The following is a 19,600-nucleotide window of genomic DNA, read 5'->3' on the forward strand; positions in this document are numbered from 1 at the left end:
CTATGAGCCGAGGGTTGCCGATGATCGCGGCTCGGGTGAACGACAGGTGTCGAAGGTGTGACGGGTCGGACTGCAGTGGCGTTCGAGGTGCCGCGTGGTCTGACATCCTGGACGGATGGACATCGGCAGTGTGCTCGGGCTCGAACAGCTCACCTGGGGCACGCTGATCCTCGTCGTCGTCGCGGCCTTCGCTGCCGGGTGGATCGATGCGGTGGTGGGCGGCGGCGGTCTGCTGCAGCTCCCCGCCCTGCTGCTGATCCCCGGGATCTCGCCGATCCAGGCTCTCGCGACCAACAAGCTCGCGTCCGTGTTCGGCACGGCCACGAGCAGCGTCACCTACTACCGACGTGCGAAACCCGATATCCGCACGGCTCTGCCGATGGCCGCGATCGCCCTGGTCGGATCGTTCGGGGGAGCTGCCGTCGCGACTGTTCTGCCGGCCGCCGCCTTCAAGCCGATCATCGTGGTCGCGCTGCTCGCCGTCGCGCTCTTCACGGCCTTCCGCCCGCAGATGGGCGCCGCGACGCGGCTGCGCTTCAGCGGGCACAAGCACCACATCATGGCTGGTCTGTCAGGGCTCGTGATCGGCTTCTACGACGGTCTGATCGGGCCGGGCACCGGCACGTTCCTGGTGATCTCGCTCGTCGCGCTGCTCGGCTACGACTTCCTGCAGGCGAGCGCGAAGGCGAAGATCGTCAACCTGGCCACGAACACCGGCGCCCTGCTGCTCTTCATCCCGCACGGCGCCGTGCTGTGGCTGCTCGGCGGCATCCTCGCGGTCGCGAACGTCGCCGGCAGCTACCTCGGATCCCGCATGGCCATCTCGCGCGGCACGACCTTCATCCGCGTCGTGTTCCTCGTCGTGGTGGTCGCCCTCATCGCCAAACTCGGCGTCGACGTGTGGAACGAGAACATCGTTCCGGCGCTCGCGCAGCTGCGCTGAGCATCCGCGCTGCCGCGCATCCGCCTCCGCCTGCGCTCCGGCATCCGCTCGCGCTCCGGCATCCGCTCGCGCTCCGGCATCCGCTCGCCGTCCGCGCGGTATTCTGCGTGTGTCACGGCCGGATTCGGTGAGTCCGGCCGATCCTGACGCATTCGGCCGAGCGGGGGATGCGCGGTGCATGCGTCCGGGATCCGGCCTGGCGCATACGCAGAGACCCCGCTCCGCTGAGCGGAACGGGGTCTCGGTGCGACGGGGCGATGTGGCGTCAGGCCTCGTCGTCCTCGGGCTCGAAGTCGACGCCGGCCTCGGCGCGCTGCTCGGCCGTGATCGGTGCCGGAGCGGCTGTCAGCGGGTCGAACCCGTTGCCGGACTTCGGGAAGGCGATGACGTCGCGGATCGACTCGGTCTTCGACAGGTGCTGCAGCACGCGGTCCATGCCGAGGGCGATTCCACCGTGCGGCGGGGCGCCGAACTTGAAAGCGTCCAGCAGGAAGCCGAACTGCTCCTGCGCGACCTCGTCGCTGATGCCCATGACCTCGAACACGCGCTTCTGCACGTCTTCGCGGTGGATGCGGATCGATCCGCCGCCGAGCTCGGAGCCGTTGCACACGATGTCGTATGCATAGGCGAGAGCCGAACCGGGGTCGGTGTCGAACGTGTCCTGGAACTCGGGCTTCGGCCCCGTGAACGCGTGGTGCACGGCCGTCCAGGCTCCGGCGCCGACGGCGACGTCACCCGACGCCACGGCATCCGCTGCCGGCTCGAACATCGGAGCGTCGACGACCCACGTGAACGCGAACTCGTCGGGGTTCAGGAAGCCGAGACGACGTCCGATCTCGACGCGGGCGGCGCCGAGCAGTGCACGGCTCTCCTTCGTCGATCCGGCGGCGAAGAACACGCAGTCACCCGCGGATGCGCCGACGAACTCGGCGAGGCCCGCCTGCTCCGCCTCGGACAGGTTCTTGGCGGCGGGGCCGCCGAGCGAGCCGTCCTCGTTGAAGAGGACGTACGCGAGGCCACGCGCACCGCGCTGCTTGGCCCAGTCCTGCCACGCGTCGAGCTGCTTGCGGGGCTGGCTCGCACCGCCGGGCATGACGACCGCGCCGACGTACTCGGCCTGGAACACCCGGAACGGGGTCTCGGCGAAGTACTCGGTCGCCTCGACCAGCTCGAGTCCGAAGCGCAGGTCGGGCTTGTCGGAGCCGTACTTGGCCATCGCCTCGGCGTAGGTCATGCGGGGCAGCGGGGTCTGCACATCGACGCCGATGGTCTTCCACATCGCGACGATGAGCGACTCCATCAGCGTGATGACGTCTTCCTGGTCGACGAAGCTCATCTCGATGTCGAGCTGCGTGAACTCCGGCTGGCGGTCGGCGCGGAAGTCCTCGTCGCGGTAGCAGCGGGCGATCTGGTAGTACTTCTCGACGCCGCCGACCATGAGCAGCTGCTTGAACAGCTGCGGCGACTGCGGCAGGGCGTACCAGCTGCCCGGGTGCAGACGGGCGGGCACGACGAAGTCGCGGGCGCCCTCGGGCGTCGAGCGCGTGAGGGTCGGCGTCTCGACCTCGGTGAAGTCCTCGCCGTGCAGCACATCGCGGACGGCCTTGTAGACGTTCGAGCGCAGACGCAGAGCGGATGCCGCGGCGGGGCGACGCAGGTCGAGATAGCGGTACTTGAGGCGCGCCTCCTCGCCGACCGTCTCGGTGTCGGCGACGGCGGTCGACACCTGGAACGGCAGCGGAGCGGACTCGTTCAGCACCTCGACGTCGGTCGCGATGAGCTCGATCTCGCCGGTGGGCAGGTTGGGGTTCGCGTTGCCCTCGGGGCGACGCGAGACCTCGCCGGTGACCTTGAGGACGAACTCGTTGCGCAGCGGGTGCGCGATCTCCTCATCGCGGATGACGACCTGCGCGATGCCGGACGCATCCCGAAGATCGATGAACGCGACTCCTCCGTGATCACGACGGCGATCGACCCAACCCGAGAGGGTGACGGTCTGACCGATATGCTCGGCTCGCAGTGAGCCTGCCGAGTGGGTGCGAAGCACGGAGGATTCCTCCTGATCTGGGAAATGATGAACCCGCCCATTCTACGTGGGCGGGTGTCGCCTCCTCTGCCCGCGGCATATCGGTCAGTAGGATCGCCACGACAGAAAGGGTCACCATGGACTCCAACGGCATCTCCGACCTGTATGCGTCGATCTTCTCCGGCACGACCGGACTCATCGTGCTCGTCTTCTACGTCCTCGTCGCGGTCGGTCTGTGGAAGGTGTTCACCAAGGCGGGGTACCCCGGCATCCTCGCCGTCATCCCGATCGTGAACGTGGTGTTCCTCGTCAAGATCGCCGGGATGTCCGGCTGGCTCGCACTGCTCTATCTCATCCCCATCGTCGGCTTCATCTTCGGGATCATCGTGGCGGTGCGACTCGGCGAGCGGTTCGGCAAGGGCGGGCTCTTCTCCTTCTTCCTGCTCTTCGTCTTCCCCTATATCGGGTATCTCATCCTCGGTTTCGGCGACTCCCGCTACAGCAGGGCGTGACGTGGTGGCATCGCGACTGCACCTCGTCCGCCACGGCGAGGTGCACAACCCGAAGCGCGTGCTCTACGGTCGGCTCCCCGACTATCACCTGAGCAGGGCGGGACGGAAGATGGCGCGAGCCGCCGCCGATCACATCGCCGGGCTCGATCGTCCGGTCGCGGGGCTCTACTCCTCTCCGCTCGAGCGGGCGCAGGAGTCTGCTGAGCCGTTCGCCGAGCGCTTCGGCCTCTCGCCCGAGATCGACATCCGCCTGATCGAGCCGACCAACGTGTTCGAGGGCACGCAGATGCGCCGCTCGCTTCTGAACCCGCTCAAGTGGTGGCACCTGCGGCAGCCGTCGCTGCCCAGCTGGGGTGAGCCCTACGCGTCGATCGCCGAGCGGATGCTGGGCATGATGGCCGAGGCGTGGCGGTCGGTCGACGACGGCGATCTGGTGATGGTGTCCCATCAGGCGCCGATCTGGATCACCCACCTCCGGGTGGCGGGTTTGCCCCTGCAGCACGACCCGCGCACCCGGCGCTGCGCACTGTCGAGCGTCACCTCGTTCGAGCTGGTGGGCGACGTGTGGCGTGAGGTCGATTACGCCGAACCTGCGGCGACCGGCGGTGCGGTGGACGTGGGAGCAGTCTGACCCCTCGCCTCGGTCTCCCTTCCGCTGCGGTCAGTGCGCCATCAGCGACTGGATGACGCCGACCGCCGCCATCTGACCGGCAGCGGACGCGAGCAGCACCGATGCCATGGGTCCGGGAAGCGACGCCCGGTGCGCGAGGTCGCCCGCCGCGAAGACCCCGGGCTGCGATGTGCGCCCGAATTCGTCGATCTCGATCGAGCCGGAGGGCAGCAGTTCCAGGCCGAGCTGATCGGCGAACGGCGCACGGTGGCGCAGTGAACCGGATGCCACGAACACGCCGGCCACGGTGTGCGCGGTCGACGCCGTGGTGATGCGCACATCAGCCGCCTCCGGCGCGACGGCGGCGACCGGTTCCGCACTGACCCGAACGCCCAGGCCTTCGAGAGTCCGCGTCTCGTCGGCCGCGAACGGCTGCTCGACAGGAAACACCGTGGTGTCGCCGACGATGCGCCCGAGCAGCCCGATCAGGTGCTCGGCTCGAGGAGCGGGCCCGAGGATGCCGATCGAGCGACCGGCGTGCTCGTGGCCGTCGCAGAACGGGCAGCTGAAGGCCTTCGTGCCCCAGAGGTCCTGAAGTCCGGGGATGTCGGGGAGATCGTCGGCGACGCCGGTCGCGAGGATGACATGTCGGGTCTCGACCGTCTCGCCGTCGGCGAGTCGTACGACGAAGCCGCCGTCTGAGCCGGTCACCGTCTGTGCTCCGACGTCGCGGAGCTCGACATCCGGGTACTCGGCGAGCTGCGCTCGCGCCGTCGCGCGGAACTCCGTCGGGGGAGTCCCGTCGTTCGCGACGACGTTGTGCATGTGCAGCACGGTGCCGTTGCGGTATTCGCCCGAATCCAGAAGCAGCGTGGGGCGGTGCATCCGCCCGAGGGTCAATGCCGCCTGGAGGCCGGCGGGGCCTGCGCCGATCACGATCGCGTCGTACATGTGGGGTCCTTCCGAGGGGTGCTCGCTTGCGTTCGTCCTCAGTCTGTGACTTCATGTCAACATGAAGTCAAGCATCGAGAGTCCGTGGTCCGTGGGAGAGGTCGCCGAACGCTTCGAGCTGCCCACGAACGTGCTCAGGCACTGGGAGTCGGTCGGCCTGCTGCGCCCCGCGCGGGACACCGCAGGGAGGCGCCGCTACGGCCAGGACGACGTCGTGCGGATCGCTGTCATCCAGCGCAGCAAGGCAGCCGGGATGACCCTCGATCAGATCGCCGTGCTCCTCGACGACGGCAGTGCGGGGCGTCACGAGGTGCTGCAGCGGCACCTCGACGATCTCGATCGGCGCATGGAGGACATGCGCCGTTCGCGGGAGATGACCGAGCACGCGATGGGATGCCGGTCGCACGACATCGCCACCTGCCCGCGCTTCCGGGCCAGCGTGGAGGACGTCCTCGCGCGTCTCTGACGGCAGGCGAGCACCCCCGGGGCATCCGGCCCATGCATAGGAACCCCCGCGTAAACTGGGAATCGTGCCACTCGCCTCGACGGTTCGTCCGATCCGCAGCGGCCGCTCCTCCCGCATCCGGCCATCTCGCCGCGCGGTCGGGGCCGCGCTCGCCGCGGTGCTCGCCATCGGTCTGAGCGCCTGCGCTCCCGATCCCGTGAACGACTCGTTCCTCAGCGGTGACAACCCGGGCTATGTCGCGGCAGACGGAGCGATCGTCGAGATTCCGGTCGCCGAACGCGGCGAACCCGTCACCGATTTCGGCGGACTCACCGAGGACGGCGAGGACTTCTCCAGCTCTGACCTCGCGGGCAAGGTCACGGTCGTCAACTTCTGGTACGCCGGATGCGCCCCGTGCCGCCTCGAGGCGGAAGACCTCGAGAGCGTCTGGCAGGAGCATGGCGGCGACGACGTCGCCTTCCTGGGCATCAACACGCGCGATCAGGCCGACACCGCGAAGGCGTTCTCCGCCGAGTTCGGTGTGACCTACCCGAGCCTCATCGACGTCGACACGGCCGAGGCGAAGCTCGCCTTCGCGTCGTCGGTGCCGATCCAGGCGACCCCCACCACTCTCGTGCTCGACAAGCAGGGTCGCGTGGCCGCCCGCATCATCGGGCCCATCGATGGCACCTCGATCCTCTCGACGCTCGTCAAGGACGCGCTCGCGGAGGACTCGTGAGACTCCCGGGAGCGGCGTGAACCCCGAAGTCATCATCGGATCGGGAGCCCTCTGGCTCGCGATCCCCGTCGCGCTGCTCGCGGGCCTCGTGTCGTTCCTGTCGCCGTGCGTGCTGCCCCTGGTGCCGGGCTACCTCGGATTCCTCGGGGGAGCGGTCGCCCCCCGCCGCGTCCCGAACCCGACGGACGGCTCGGCGGTGTCGACGGTCGAGGCCCCCGCTCGCGGCCGACTCGTCGTGGGCGTGCTGCTCTTCATCCTCGGCTTCAGCCTCGTGTTCGTGTCCCTCACCGCGCTCGGCGGGCTCGCCAACGTCTTCCTGCTGCAGTGGGGCGAGCTGATCACCCGCATCCTCGGCGGCGTGATCATCCTGATGGGCCTCGTGTTCCTCGGTCTGTTCGGGTTCGCCCAGCGCGAGCTGCGATTCCATGTCGACTCGAAGGCCGGCCTGATCGGCGCACCGCTGCTCGGCATCGCCCTCGGCATCGGATGGGCGCCGTGCCTCGGACCCACGCTCACCGCGATCTTCGCCCTCTCGTTCAACGCCGGCGACCCGGTGCGGGCGGGCCTGCTCGGGCTGGCGTACTCGCTCGGCCTCGGCATCCCGTTCCTGCTGGTCGCGCTCGGGTTCGGATGGGCGACGAAGGCGATCGGATTCCTGCGCCGGCACATCCGCGTCGTGAACGTGATCGGCGGCGTGCTGCTCATCCTCCTCGGCCTGCTGATGATCACGGGGCTCTGGACGGACATCATGTCCCGACTGACGGCGGTGATGAGCAGTGTCGACCTCCCGATCTGATCAGAAGAAGACGCATCGGAAGGATGACGTGAGCAGCACAACCGAGAGGTCGAGCGATCCGCTCCGGCCGTCCGACCACGTCGACGGCGAAGAGTCGATCACCCAGCCCCGCCTCGGATTCGTGGGCTGGCTGCGCTGGGGATGGCGTCAGCTGACCTCGATGCGCACCGCGCTGATCCTGCTGCTCGTGCTCGCGATCGCGGCGATCCCCGGCTCGATCTTCCCCCAGCGGATGGCCGACCCCAACGGCGTCACGCAGTGGGAGCGCGACAACCCCGATCTCTTCCCCGTGCTCGACGGGCTGAAGATGTTCGACGTCTACCTCTCGCCGTGGTTCTCGGCGATCTACCTGCTGCTGTTCGCCTCGCTCGTCGGCTGTGTCATCCCGCGCATCCGCCACCATGCGAAGGCCCTGCAGGCACGCCCCCCGCGCACCCCTGCACGTCTGAAGCGCCTCGCCGACTTCCGCGCGGTCGAGCGCGCCTCGACGGACGCTCCGGCAGAGGCCGCCGCATCGATCGACATCGCGCAGAAGCAGCTCAAAGCCCTGGGCTACCGGGTCGAGCGGTACGACGACAAACGATCGTCGTCGGTCTCGGCCGAGCGCGGCTACTGGCGTGAATCGGGCAACCTGCTCTTCCACCTCGCTCTCGTCGGCGTCCTGATCACGGTGGGCGTCGGGGGAGGGTTCGCGTACACCGGACAGCGCGTCCTGGTCGAGGGCGAGACGTTCGCGAACACCCTGCTCGACTACGACTCGATGAACCGCGGCCGCTTCGTGAGCGACGGAGCACTCGCGCCCTACTCGATGCGTCTCGACAGCTTCGACGTCACGTACCAGCCGTTCGGCGAGCCGGGCTCGGGCCAGGCAGGCGACTTCTCGGCCAACGTCACCGTGCAGGAGAACGGCGAGGAGCGCACCGGATCGGTCAAGGTCAACGAGCCCCTCGGCGTCGCCGACGACAACGTCTTCCTGCTCGGCAACGGCTACGCGCCGACGATCACCGTGCGCAACCCCGATGGGGACGTGGTGTTCACGAACAGCACGCCGTTCCTGCCGCAGGACAACAACATGACCTCGCTGGGCGTCATCAAGATCCCCGACGGCCTCAGCGAGCAGGTCGGCCTCGTCGGCTTCTTCTACCCGACGACGGGGGTGCTCGACACCGGCGCGTTCTTCTCGGGATTCGGCGACCTCACCAACCCGACCCTCACGCTCGACGTCTACACCGGCGACCTGGGCATCAACGAGGGCATCCCGCGGTCGGTCTACGTGCTCGACACCACCGGTATGACCAAGGTCACCGGGCGCACGACGGACCTCGAATCGATCGAGCTGGCACCCGGACAGACCGCCGACCTGCCGAACGGCTTGGGAACCGTGACCTTCGAGGACGAGTCCCCGGCGGGTGCGACAGACGCGTCGCAATCGGTCAAGCGCTTCGCCTCGTTGCAGATCCACCGCGACGCGTCTGGCCCCTGGGTGCTCGGCTTCGCGCTTCTCGCGCTCGGCGGTCTGATGCTCGCCCTGTTCATCCCGCGACGCCGGGTGTGGGTCAAGGTGACGGCACAGGACGGCACCGTCTCTCTCGAGTACGCCGGTCTCGCTCGTGGCGAGGACCCGACGCTCGCGACGGCCGTCGACGACCTCGTGGCAGGTCATGCGCGTCTGATGGACGCGGCCGGGGTCACGACGGCGGTCGAGGTCAACGAGCCCGACACCGACACCGACGCCTCAGAGGCGAAAGACGCTGAGGCTGACGGCTCTGACGCCGATGGCTCCGACCAGGCGGCGTCGGCACCCGAGACGCCCGCCGACCGCGACTCCGCGCGCCCCGCATCCGACACCCCGAAAGTAGACTGACACCATGTTCGATCTCGAAGTGATCTCGCCGATCCTGCTGTGGACGGCGATCGCGATCTATGCGGCGGCCTTCGTGGCCTACGCCTTCGACCTCGCCCGTCGGTCGCAGCTGTCCGCGGACGCGGCGACCGTGCAGGAGTTCGAACTCGTCGGAGCCGGAACCCGTTCGCGCGGCGGCAAGGCGGCGACGGCTGCCGCGGCATCCGGATCCGATGTCGCTCCGCAGCGCTTCGTGATGGCCCGCATCGGGACCTCGCTGACCGTGCTCGCGTTCATCTTCCATCTCGCCGCCACGCTCACCCGTGGTCTCGCGGCCGGGCGAGTGCCGTGGGCCAACCTCTACGAATTCGCGATGATGGGAACGCTGCTGATCGTCGCCGTGTTCCTGGTGGTGCTGACGCGCATCGATCTGCGCTTCCTCGGCACGTTCATCACCGGTCTGGTCGTCGTGCTGCTGGGTCTCTCCGCCACGAACTTCTACGTCGACGTCTCGCCCCTGATGGACCCGCTGAAGAGCGTGTGGCTGGTGATCCACGTCTTCGTGGCCTCGCTCGGCACCGCGTTCTTCGCTCTGGCCTTCGCCCTCTCGGTGATCCAGCTGATGCAGTCGCGTCGCGAGCGCCTCATCTCCGAGGGCGCGGAGAAGACCGGCCCCGGATTCCTGCGCACGTTCCCCGGGTCCGAGCGGCTCGAGAGCATGGCCTACCGCTTCGCGATCATCGGCTTCATCCTCTGGACGTTCACGCTGATCGCCGGCTCCATCTGGGCCTACTACGCCTGGAGCCGCTTCTGGGGCTTCGACGTCAAGGAGACCTGGACCTTCGTCATCTGGGTTCTCTACGCCGGGTACATCCACGCTCGCGCGACGCGCGGCTGGCGCGGCAACCCCTCGGCGTGGCTGGCGATCGTCGGCTTCTCGGCCGTGCTCTTCAACTTCACGATCGTCAACGTCTTCTTCAAGGGTCTGCACGCATACTCGGGCCTCAGCTGAGCGCCCGAGCGCGGCTCATCTGAACGAGCGCAGTCCGAAGGGGATGACCTCGGAGTGCTCGGCTCCGTCTTCGTACCAGACGAGCTCGACTTCGCTGATGGTCTCGGCGGGGCGCGAACTGAGCGAGCGCCGCGACTTGTGCGACAGCTCCGTCCACGCCGCGGGCGCGAGCGTCTTCGCATAGATCACCGACAGGTGGAACGTCCAGTCGTCCGTGCTGCGCTCGTCGAGACGTCGGAAGTCCGTTCCCTCGAGCGCTTCGCTGAGTGTGGAGTACGCCGACACGATGGATGCGGTGCGCCGCAGCCGCAGGATGACGACCTGCCAGGGTGCGGGGAACACGTCGACGGCCTCGGCGACGACCTCGATCGGACGCTGCGCCACCGCCCACTCGCGGATCAGCGCGAGCAGCTCTTCGCGGCGCTCGGGCTCATGGAACGCGCGCAGGGTGACGTGCTCGGTGTGCGGGTGCGGAGCTTCCATCCGGCCGAGCGCCGACCTCTGCTCGGCCCGGTACACGTCCGACACGGCCCGCGTGGGTCGCAGCACGAGATACTGCTGTCCCTCGAGTGACTCGAGCTGGGCGGGAGAGGTCATGAAGGGGCGACGCATCCTCTGATCGTACGTGCGCGGGCACACGTCCGAATACCGTTCGATCGCGAGCGGGCACGGATTCGGAGCGGATACAGGACGCGCCGCGCATCGTGATCGATGCGCGGCGCGTCCTGCGTCGTGGTCCGAAGCGGTGCTCGGCGAGGTGGTTCACGCCGTCGCGAGGGCCGCCTTCACGGAGGTGGTGCGCCGCAGTGCCACCGCGACGGTGGTCGCGACGAGCGACAGCACGCCCCAGACGATGAGGGCTGCGGCTGCGCCTCCGTTCGCGGTGATCAGCCCGGCGAACGCGGGGGAGGTCGGCAGCGATGCGCCGAGATCCGCCAGCCATCCCGGCACGGTCGAGATCAGACCGGTCGCGATCGCGAGCACGCCGACGAGCGCGCTGACCCAGCGGCCGACGCCGCCGAAGACCGCGACGAGTGCCTGGTTGACGGCGGCGAAGACGATCCCGGCCAGCACGGCGATACCGGCGAATGCCCACCAGGCCGCGGCGTCGTATCCGGCGACGATCTGCACGATGAGCGACACCAGCAGACCCTGGGCTGCACCGATGGCGGCAGCCGGGGCGAAGGCGCGCAGGGCGAGTCCGGCCGACGAGCGTCGGGAGGTCAGGGTGCGCGCGGTGTAGGCCCGCATGACCAGGAACGAGGCGAGAGACCCGAACCACAGCACCACGGCGGCGAGCAGCGGAATCGCGGTCGGGCCGAAGATCGTGGCGCCGTCGGCGCCCTTGGACGCCACCGGATCGGCGATCACCGACGCGAGCGAGGTCGACTCGGAGTCGCTGAACGAGGGGAGCGAATCGGATGCGGTGCGCAGGCCGCCCGCGAGATCGCCGGTTCCCGTGGCGAGGGTGTCGAGGCCGGTCGCGAGCTCGTCGGCACCGGTCGCGAGCTCGGTCGCTCCGTCCGACAGCTGGGATGCGCCCGTCGCCAGTGCTCGTGCACCGCTCGCCGATTCGTCGAGACCCTGCGACGCCAACTGGTTCAGACCGTCCGCGAGACCCGTCGCCCCCGCACCCGCCTCGCCGAGCTGGGCGGCGAGCGTGGTGAAGGCGCCCGGGAGAGTCGCGATCTGGGGAGAGACGGTCGTGAGATACCCCGATGCGGTTCCGGCCGACGTCGCGGCATCCGCAGCGTTCGCGGCCTCGGCGGCGAGCTCGGCGCACAGATCACCGGAGGTCATGGGGTCACAGCTCGCGGCCATCGCGCCGAGGCGCTGAGCAAGCCCGGCGGTCTGGGTGGCGGCATCCGTCGCGGCCGCTGTCCCGGTCTCGACAGCTCCCACGAGAGCGGGCAGCTGACCGGCCTGATTCTGCAGCTCCGTCGCGCCTGCGGTCAGCCCGGTGCCGATCTGGCTCGCGCCGTTCGCGGCCTCGCGGGTCTTCGACGCGAGTGTGTCGAGCCCGGATGCCAAGGAGGATGCGCCGTTTCCGAGCTCCGTGGCACCCGAGGCGAGCTGAGTCGCGCCGTCGGGGATCGCCGCGGCTCCCGTGGCCGCATCCCGCGCGCCGGTGGCGAGTTCGGCGGCGCCGTCCGCGGCCTCGCCGATCTGGTCTCCGATCGTGGTGAAGCCGACGAGGATGTTCTCCGTCGTCGCCTCCGACAGCAGTGTGCCCATGCTCGAGGCCGCCACGTTCGCGATCTGACTCGTGATCAGGTCATCGGCGACGAGCCCGTCCTCCGGGGTGGTGACCTGGATCGTGGCCTGCTCCGCGTCGCCGCCGCCGTCCGAGATCGCCTGCCCCGCCGAGGTCGCTGCGGCCGAGAACTCCTCGGGGATCGTGATGACGGCCTGGTACGAGCCGTCGGCGAGACCGTCGGCGGCGTCGTCCTCGTTCGAGATCACCCAGGTGAGGTTGGAATCGAGCTCGTCCGATCCTTCGACGAGCCCCGAGGCGAGCTGTCGACCGAGCGGAGTGAGCTGCCCGTCGATCTCGACGGGCTCGTCGAGGTTGACGATCGCCGCGGTCATCGACTCGAGACGCTCGGTGGGATTCTGCAGGGCAGCGACCAGGATGCCGCCCACTGCCGCGGGAAGCAGCAGGACGCCGAGGATCGTCAGCCACGTGATGGGCTTGCGCGAACGGGCGCGTTCGATGGGGAGGGTCATGCGTTCACCTCGGTCGATTCGGTGGTGCCGTCGACGATGCGGGGCACCGGGGACTCGGATTGCGACTGTGCGGCTGGCGCGTCGATGTCGATCGTGTCAGCCGATGAGCGGCCGGCATCGGCCAGGATCTCCAGGGCCGCCTGGGGATCGAGCGCGGTGAGCAGCATCGCCGTCGTGCTGCGGGAGTCGCGCAGTCGCGCCGCGAGCTGATCGCGTTCGGGGCGGGAGAGCCGGTCGGCTCCGTCGATCACCACGAGAGCCGGCCGTCCGCGCAGTGCCTCGGCGAGGTCGGCCGACAGGCTCGCGGCATCGGCGGCCATGACCGCTCCGACATGCGCCCGCACCCACGCGGATCGACCGGGCAGAAGATGGCCTGCGACCCGGAGGCGGCCATCGTCCGCAGTCGCCCGCCCGGCGATCGTCAGAGCGAGCGCGCGCAATGCGCCGGCTGACGATCCGGTGAGCACGGCGGAGGCCCCGGGTGCGAGGCGCAGGTGGAGGCCGTCGATGCCGGCATCCGTCATCGTGAGGTCGTCGGCGGCGACGATCGAGTCGTCGCCCGGCCAGCCCGCCAGGTGACGCTCGCGTTCGACCGCCGCTCCTTCGATGTCGACGCTCGGGAGGATCCGCTCCAGCCAAGCCGGGATCTCCCACGCGCGCTCCCCGAGGATGGCCATGAGTGCAGGGATCAGCGTCATCCTCACCAGGAACGCGTCGATCGCGATGCCGGCCGCAAGGCCCAGCGCGATCGGCTTGAGCGACGAGTCGCCTTCGGGGACGAACGCCACGAAGACGGCGAACATGATGAGGCCGGCAGCGGTGACGACCTTCGCCGATCCCGTGAAGCCGCTGCGCACGGCACGCAGTGCCGCGGCTCGGCGAGTCGCGCGATCGGGGCTCCTGCCGTCGGGATCGTGCACGAAGTCCTCGCGCATCCGAGACACCAGGAACACCTGATAATCCATCGCGAGCCCGAACAGCACACCCATCAGGATGATCGGCATGAAGCTGATGATTGGACCGACCTTCGCGACATGGAGGGCGTCGGCGAACCAGCCCCACTCGAACACGGCTCCCACGATGCCGAACGCGGCGACGATCGAGAGCAGATAGCCGGCGGCTGCCGTGACCGGCACCCAGAGAGAGCGGAACACGATCGTGAGCAGGATCAGAGACAGGCCGATGACGAAGATGCCGAACGGGAGAAGGGCGTTGCCCAGCTGGTCGGAGATGTCGATGCCCACCGCGGTGAACCCGGTCACCTTCAGGTCGATGCCGAACTCGTCGAGCCACTCGTCGTGGTGCGAGCGCAGCTCTCGCACGAGATCGGCCGTCGCGGGGTCATCGGGTGCGGTCTCGGGGATGATCTGCACGATGCCGGTGTCGGCGGTCTCGTTCGGGGTGGCGAGGGCGACCTCCTTGACCCCGTCGATCTGGGCGACCTCGTCGCCGAGATCCTCCATCAGGGTCAGCGGATCGGTCGACGTGACGATCGTGCCCGTCAGGATCAGCGGTCCGTTGAACCCGGGACCGAACTGCTCGCCGACCAGGTCGTAGCTCTGCCGCGCTTCGGAGTCCTGCGGCAGCACGCCCGCGTTGGGCAGCGCGAGATTCAGGCTGAGGGCGGGCACGGCGACGATGCCGAGCCCGAGCACGACGGCCAGGGACACGAGGATCGGACGCCGGGTGACGCCGGTCACCCAGCGCTCGCTGAAGCGACGGCGCTGCGCGGGGGCTGCCTTGCCCTTCTTCGCCTTCGGAGCCCGGCGCGGTCGACCGGCGACGCGGCCCTTCATGAAGCCGAGCAGAGCGGGGGTGAGCGTCACGGCGATGGCGACGGCGACCGCGACGGCGGCGGAGGCCGCGATGCCCATCGTCGTCAGGAACGGGATGCCCGCGAACCCGAGTCCGATCAGGGCGATCAGCACGGTCACGCCCGCGAACACCACCGCCGAGCCTGCCGTGCCCACAGCCCGCGCTGTCGACTCCTCGGGGTCGACTCCCTCGCGGACCTGATCCTGGTGCCTGGCCATGATGAACAGTGCGTAGTCGATTCCGACGGCGAGCCCGAGCATCAGGGCGAGGAGGGGAGTGGTCGACGAGACCGTGGCGAAGGCGGTGGCGGCGAAGATGCCGGCCATCGAGATGCCCACACCGAGCACGGCCGTGAGCAGCGGGAGCCCTGCGACGACGAACGAGCGGAACGTGACGATCAGCACCAGCAGCGCGATCAGCAGACCCACGGCCTCGGTGAGCGTGACACCGGGGATGGAGGTGGCGAAGAGCTCTCCGCCGAGGGAGGTCTGTGATCCGTCCGGCAGCTCATCGGCGAGTTCGGCCACGACGGCTCGCAGGTCATCCTGCGTCTCCTCCGATACATCGCTGGCCTGGCCGTCGAACTGCAGGCGGATGATACCGGCCGTCTCGTCGTCGTTGATCATGCCGCTGACCATCTCGTCGAACGGGGAGGTCGCCGAGAGCACCGAGTCGTCGAGGTCGGCGAGCTGGTCGACGGCATCCTCGATGTCGGTCTTATATGCGTCATCCGTGATCGAGTCGCCGTCGGCGGCGACCACGATGATCTGCGCGCTGGTGCCGCTGACCGCGGGGAACGAGCGGTTGAGCTGCTCGAGGCCGGCCTGGGACTCGGTGCCCGGGATCGAGAAGGAGTTGTCCGTGCCAGCCCCGAGGACGAGGGCGCCGGCCCCCGCGATGCCGAGGGCGAGCAGCCAGGAGACGAGAACGCGCCACGGGTGCCGGTAGGACCAGCGACCGAGCGAGGACAGGAGTGTGGACACGAGGCTCCTCAGGGAATACGGGCTGGATACACAGGTGTATCCAATACATACCTGTATCGTAAGGTGGTCCGAGCCCCGGAGTCTGTGTGCGGGGTGTGAGAATGAGAGGCAGGAGGATTCGATGACGACACCCGCCACCCGCAGCCGGGAGAACACGCGAGCCCGGCTTCTCGATGCGGCCGCGCAGGTCTTCGCCGAGGTCGGCCTCGACGGCGCCTCCGTCGAAGCGGTCTGCGATCGCGCCGGGTTCACCCGCGGCGCGTTCTATTCGAATTTCGAGTCGAAGGACGAGCTCTTCCTCGTGCTCGCCGGCAGCGTCGGCGAGCAGCGCGTCAATGCGGTGCGTGACCGCGTCGACGAGATCGCCGCCGAGGGCGGTCTGTCAGAGGGATGCGACCCGGTCGAGCTCGTCCAGCGGATCATGGACGCGGGCGGCGATGACCGCCTGGGCGTCATGCTGATGAGCGAGATCCGGATCCGTGCTCTGCGTGACCATCAGTTCGGCGCTGCCTACCTCGTGCAGGAGCGCGAGATGGTGTCGAGCATCGCCGTGATCATCACGGACATCGTCTCGGTGAGCTCGCTCGAGCTGAAGGTTCCTGCCGAAGAGGCCGCGCGCATGCTCATGATCATCTGGGAGGGCATGACCGTTCGCGGAGCGATGGCCGGTCAGGACTCCGACCAGCTGCGGCATTCCAGCGGCGAGGAGCTCGGGCGCCTCGTGCAGCTGCTGCTCGCGGAGTGACCTCGCAGACGAACGGCGGTCAGCGCGCGTCGAGCACGGCGTAGCACCGCGCGAGGCGATCGAGCCACCAGTCCCGTCGGTCGTCCGAGGCGGCGAGCCGCGCCAACGCGTCGGGATCCGGGGTGACCCGAGCTGCCGGGATCGAACCGTCCACCGGGCGCAGGTCGGCGACGTCGTCGAGGAACAGGGATGCCGTGCCGAGCCCGCAGTCGTAGTCGAGAGTCGGCAGGGCGGCGGCGAGCGCCGCGCCCTGGGAGAGTCCGATCGCGGTGTCGAGCGCGCTGGAGACCACGACGGGCAGGCCCGCGGCGGTGATGATCTGCAGCGCATGCGTGATGCCCCCGAGCGGCTGCGCCTTGATGACGAGCAGGTCGGCGGCCTTCTCGCGCGCGACCGCGAGCGGGTCGGAGGACTTGCGGATGCTCTCGTCGGCGGCCACCGGAATGCCCATGTACTTCACCCGGGTGCGCAGTTCGGCGAGCTCCGGCACTGTCGCGCACGGCTGCTCGACGTACTCGAGATCGAACTCGTTGAGCGCATGCACGGCGTGCTCGGCCTCGTCGACGTTCCACAGGCCGTTGGCATCGACGCGGATGCGACCCTCCGGCCCCATGGCCTCGCGCACGGCTCGCACACGGGCGATGTCGTCTGCGAGCGTCTGCCCGGGTTCCGCGACCTTGACCTTGGCGGTGCGGCAGCCGGCGAAGCGGGCCAGCACTTCGGCGACCTGCGCCGCCTCGACAGCCGGGATGGTGGCGTTCACGCCGATGCGCTCGCGGAGAGGCTCGGGCTGCGTCTTCCAGGCGAAGTCGATCGCCGCTGCGAGCCAGGTGGCCGACTCGAGATCGTCGTACTCGACGAACGGAGAGAATTCCGCCCATCCCTCCGGCCCTTCGACGAGCAGCGCCTCTCTCTTGTCGACCCCGCGGAAGCGGGTGTGCATCGGAAGCGAGACGACCCTGGCCGAGCCGAGCAGATCTGCGAGCGGTGGGAGCATGTGCTCATTCTGCTCTGTCGGCGCCTCGTCGGGGATCCGCCGTGCCGACGGGTCCGCCTCAGCGCAGGCGCTTCTGCAGTTCGCCCATCCGCTCGCTGGGGCGGAACCCGAGCGCGGTGTTGACGGCGAGCATGTGCGCGTTCGACTCGGCGTTGTGGGTGTAGACGGCGCGGGTCTGCGGCGCCTCCCTCTGCAGCATCCGCAGGTTGGCTGCCTTGACCGCGATGCCGAGCCGGTGCCCCCGGTCCGCGGTGCGCACGAGCGTCCCCCACTGATAGGCGTTGCCGTCGTCGGTCGACACGACGAGCTGCGAATACGCCGCGGCCTCGCCGTCGGTCGCAAGGGCGATGGCCCCGAACGACACGCGCCTCTGGCGGTCGAGCAGTTCCTCGCTCTCGCGGATGCTGTCGACATCGGGTCTCTGGGGTTCGATGGCGAGTTCGCCGGTCGGGGCTTCGGTCTCGAGGGCGGCGTCGAGGATCGTCCAGCGTTCCACGACCTCATCGGGGATGCGGCCGACCCAGCTGCGGATCTCGTACGGAGCGATGGCCGATGCGATGTCGCTCTCGATCCGGTCGAGCAGTGCGGGGTCGACCGGGAGGTCGAGCCTGCTCTGCACGTCGCCGAGCGCCAGGCTGTAGCCGCGGGCGCGTGCGAACTCACGCCCCGGCGATCCGGCACCTTCCGAACCGAGTGCGTGGCGCCACGACGTCGCCCCCTGCGCGATCGTCCGACCGGACGCCGTGACCTCTGCCTCGAGGAACGCGAGGGCCTCGGAGCCGATGCCGCGCCGTCGGTGCTCGGGCGGCACGCTGATCGCGAGATGGGCGACGTGGGTGTTGTCCTTCAGGGGGAGCGCGAGGCTCGCGGAGCCGACGATCCGGTCGGCGTGGCGCAGCAGATAGGCGCGTCGATCGACGACGGCCGACTCCTGCTGCAGCTCGCTGCGCGACTCCTCGAGCGACCACACGACGGCATCCGCGCCGCGATCCGCGCGTTCGGCGGTGGCGTACGCATCCCACCACGCATCGACGGACCGGTCATCGGTCGCGTCGATGCGGAGGATCTCGATCGCCATGCGACCACCGTACGCGCCTTGTCCCTCACATAAATGTGTGATTGACAATGGTGTGTGACGCACAGTAGTGTGATGGACATGAACGAGACCCTCGACACGCATCTGCAGGAACTGCGCCGCGGCACCGTGGTGCTGGCGTGCCTGCAGCTGCTGCGCACGGCGGGGTACGGCTACGGGCTGCTCGAAGACCTCGAGCGCCGCGGCTTCGCCACCGATGCGAACACGCTGTACCCGCTGCTTCGGCGTCTCGAGAAGCAGGAGTACCTGACGAGCGAGTGGAACACCGACGAGGCGCGGCCCCGCAAGTTCTACCGCACATCGGAAGCCGGCATCCGGCTCGCCGACACCCTGACCGAAGAATGGCGATCGCTCACGACGGCGATCGCGACCCTCACAGCTGAGGAGAACTGACATGCCCTCGACAGCCACGCTCACCGAGCGATACATCAGCGCCACGATCCGCAGCCTCACGCCCGAGGTGCAGGACGACGTCCGCGCCGAGCTCGAAGGATCCATCGCCGACGCGATCGACGCGAGACTCGAACAGGGGGACGACCCGGCCGAGGCGGAACGGGCGGTCCTCACAGAGCTGGGCGACCCCGGCGTCCTCGCCGCCGGCTACGCCGACCGGCCGCTGCACCTGATCGGACCCCGGTACTACCTCGCGTGGTGGCGGCTGCTCAAGCTGCTGCTCATCATCGTGCCGGTGTGCGCGATGGGCGGTGTCGCGATCGCGCAGGCGATCGAGCGCGCACCCATCGGAACGATGATCGGCGCCGCCGTCACGGTCGGCATCTCGGTCATCGTGCACGTCTGCTTCTGGGTGACCCTGGTCTTCTTCATCCTCGAGCGCACCGGAGCGGACACCGGGGTGAAGTGGGACGTCGACCAGCTGCCCGAGCCGACCCAGAACGGAGCCGGCAGGGCGGACGCGATCGCGTCGCTCGTGTTCCTCGTGCTGGGGGTGGGCGCGGTCTTCTGGGACGCATTCATCGGCTTCTTCCCGACGGAAGGAGATCCGATCGCGATCCTGAACCCGGGTCTGTGGCCCTGGGGGATCACGTTCTTCCTCGGGCTCTTCGTCGCCGAGGCGCTGCTGACGGTGGTGGTCTACGCTCGCCGCCGCTGGACGATCGCCGCCGCTGTGGTCAACACCGTGCTCGCGGCGGTGTTCGCCGTCTGGTCGCTGACGCTGCTGGTGCAGGGCGAGCTGCTCAACCCCGAGTTCCTCCGCTTCGTCTTCACCGACAACGGCGTGACCGATGAGACGATGCGCATCCTGACCGTGATCACCGGGTTCGCCCTCATCGCGTTCCCGATCTGGGACATCGTCGACGGCTGGATCAAGACCGCTCGCGCTCGCCGCGGCTGATCACCG

At 68.9% G+C, this 19,600-nt stretch carries 18 protein-coding genes; 11 read left to right on the forward strand and 7 right to left on the reverse strand.

The features are described 5' to 3' along the window. Positions 1-115: 115 nt before the first annotated feature. Positions 116-943 carry a sulfite exporter TauE/SafE family protein gene (locus BEP68_RS11090; protein ID WP_187249995.1) on the forward strand — a complete coding sequence of 276 codons (828 nt, stop codon included), beginning with the start codon at positions 116-118 and terminating at the stop codon, positions 941-943. 265 nt (positions 944-1,208) lie between these two features. Here BEP68_RS11090 and aspS read toward each other — a convergent pair whose 3' ends face one another. Continuing rightward, on the reverse strand, positions 1,209-2,990 hold the full coding sequence (gene aspS / locus BEP68_RS11095) for an aspartate--tRNA ligase (protein WP_053098865.1): 1,782 nt from the start codon (positions 2,988-2,990) through the stop codon (positions 1,209-1,211). A 116-nt stretch (positions 2,991-3,106) separates the two neighbouring features. Here aspS and BEP68_RS11100 point away from each other — a divergent pair, with 116 nt between their 5' ends. Then, positions 3,107-3,481 carry a DUF5684 domain-containing protein gene (locus BEP68_RS11100; RefSeq protein ID WP_187249996.1) on the forward strand — a complete coding sequence of 125 codons (375 nt, stop codon included), beginning with the start codon at positions 3,107-3,109 and terminating at the stop codon, positions 3,479-3,481. 1 nt (position 3,482) lies between these two features. Continuing rightward, the gene (locus BEP68_RS11105) at positions 3,483-4,112 is read left to right on the forward strand and encodes a histidine phosphatase family protein (RefSeq protein ID WP_187249997.1); all 630 of its coding nucleotides are present in this window, start codon (positions 3,483-3,485) and stop codon (positions 4,110-4,112) included. Positions 4,113-4,142: 30 nt separating this feature from the next. Here the strand turns inward: BEP68_RS11105 and BEP68_RS11110 are convergent, their stop codons facing one another. Then, complete coding sequence (locus tag BEP68_RS11110) at positions 4,143-5,042, reverse strand: NAD(P)/FAD-dependent oxidoreductase (protein WP_187249998.1); 900 nt, start codon at positions 5,040-5,042, stop codon at positions 4,143-4,145. Between the two features lie 61 nt (positions 5,043-5,103). Here BEP68_RS11110 and BEP68_RS11115 point away from each other — a divergent pair, with 61 nt between their 5' ends. From BEP68_RS11115 to ccsB, 5 genes are all read left to right on the forward strand, one after another. Next, the gene (locus BEP68_RS11115; protein WP_053098869.1) at positions 5,104-5,508 is read left to right on the forward strand and encodes a MerR family transcriptional regulator; all 405 of its coding nucleotides are present in this window, start codon (positions 5,104-5,106) and stop codon (positions 5,506-5,508) included. 64 nt (positions 5,509-5,572) lie between these two features. Continuing rightward, positions 5,573-6,226 carry a TlpA family protein disulfide reductase gene (locus tag BEP68_RS11120; protein WP_082297998.1) on the forward strand — a complete coding sequence of 218 codons (654 nt, stop codon included), beginning with the start codon at positions 5,573-5,575 and terminating at the stop codon, positions 6,224-6,226. Between the two features lie 16 nt (positions 6,227-6,242). Then, positions 6,243-7,022 (forward strand): cytochrome c biogenesis CcdA family protein, encoded by a 780-nt coding sequence (locus tag BEP68_RS11125; RefSeq protein WP_187249999.1) that lies wholly within the window; start codon positions 6,243-6,245, stop codon positions 7,020-7,022. 28 nt (positions 7,023-7,050) lie between these two features. Continuing rightward, complete coding sequence (locus tag BEP68_RS11130; protein WP_315985307.1) at positions 7,051-8,886, forward strand: cytochrome c biogenesis protein ResB; 1,836 nt, start codon at positions 7,051-7,053, stop codon at positions 8,884-8,886. A gap of 4 nt (positions 8,887-8,890) precedes the next feature. Beyond that, positions 8,891-9,877, forward strand: a complete 987-nt coding sequence (gene ccsB, locus BEP68_RS11135; RefSeq protein WP_187250001.1) for a c-type cytochrome biogenesis protein CcsB — start codon at positions 8,891-8,893, stop codon at positions 9,875-9,877. A gap of 15 nt (positions 9,878-9,892) precedes the next feature. Here the strand turns inward: ccsB and BEP68_RS11140 are convergent, their stop codons facing one another. The 3 genes from BEP68_RS11140 to BEP68_RS11150 all read right to left on the reverse strand — a co-directional run bounded on the left by BEP68_RS11140 (position 9,893) and on the right by BEP68_RS11150 (position 15,402). Further along, complete coding sequence (locus tag BEP68_RS11140; RefSeq protein WP_187250002.1) at positions 9,893-10,474, reverse strand: 2'-5' RNA ligase family protein; 582 nt, start codon at positions 10,472-10,474, stop codon at positions 9,893-9,895. A gap of 165 nt (positions 10,475-10,639) precedes the next feature. Beyond that, a complete protein-coding gene (locus BEP68_RS11145; protein WP_187250003.1) occupies positions 10,640-12,604 on the reverse strand; it encodes a YhgE/Pip domain-containing protein in 1,965 nt (654 codons plus the stop codon). Beyond that, on the reverse strand, positions 12,601-15,402 hold the full coding sequence (locus BEP68_RS11150; protein WP_187250004.1) for an MMPL family transporter: 2,802 nt from the start codon (positions 15,400-15,402) through the stop codon (positions 12,601-12,603). The genes BEP68_RS11145 and BEP68_RS11150 overlap by 4 nt, the downstream gene beginning before the upstream one ends. A gap of 121 nt (positions 15,403-15,523) precedes the next feature. Between BEP68_RS11150 and BEP68_RS11155 the strand changes: the two genes are divergently transcribed. Beyond that, positions 15,524-16,147 carry a TetR/AcrR family transcriptional regulator gene (locus BEP68_RS11155; RefSeq protein WP_053098875.1) on the forward strand — a complete coding sequence of 208 codons (624 nt, stop codon included), beginning with the start codon at positions 15,524-15,526 and terminating at the stop codon, positions 16,145-16,147. A 19-nt stretch (positions 16,148-16,166) separates the two neighbouring features. Here the strand turns inward: BEP68_RS11155 and BEP68_RS11160 are convergent, their stop codons facing one another. Together BEP68_RS11160 and BEP68_RS11165 are read right to left on the reverse strand one after the other, a co-directional pair. Further along, positions 16,167-17,144, reverse strand: coding sequence for an o-succinylbenzoate synthase (locus BEP68_RS11160; protein ID WP_187250005.1), 978 nt, complete (start codon positions 17,142-17,144; stop codon positions 16,167-16,169). Positions 17,145-17,202: 58 nt separating this feature from the next. After that, positions 17,203-18,222, reverse strand: a complete 1,020-nt coding sequence (locus BEP68_RS11165) for a GNAT family N-acetyltransferase (RefSeq protein ID WP_187250006.1) — start codon at positions 18,220-18,222, stop codon at positions 17,203-17,205. Positions 18,223-18,300: 78 nt separating this feature from the next. Here BEP68_RS11165 and BEP68_RS11170 point away from each other — a divergent pair, with 78 nt between their 5' ends. Both BEP68_RS11170 and BEP68_RS11175 read left to right on the forward strand, forming a co-directional pair. Next, complete coding sequence (locus tag BEP68_RS11170; protein WP_082586537.1) at positions 18,301-18,633, forward strand: PadR family transcriptional regulator; 333 nt, start codon at positions 18,301-18,303, stop codon at positions 18,631-18,633. Between the two features lies 1 nt (position 18,634). Further along, entirely contained in the window at positions 18,635-19,594 is a 960-nt protein-coding gene (locus BEP68_RS11175; RefSeq protein ID WP_187250007.1) for a permease prefix domain 1-containing protein, read from the forward strand. Positions 19,595-19,600 lie beyond the last annotated feature (6 nt).

It is taken from the genome of Microbacterium sp. 4-7, from assembly GCF_014332665.1.
In the GTDB taxonomy this organism is placed as follows: domain Bacteria; phylum Actinomycetota; class Actinomycetes; order Actinomycetales; family Microbacteriaceae; genus Microbacterium.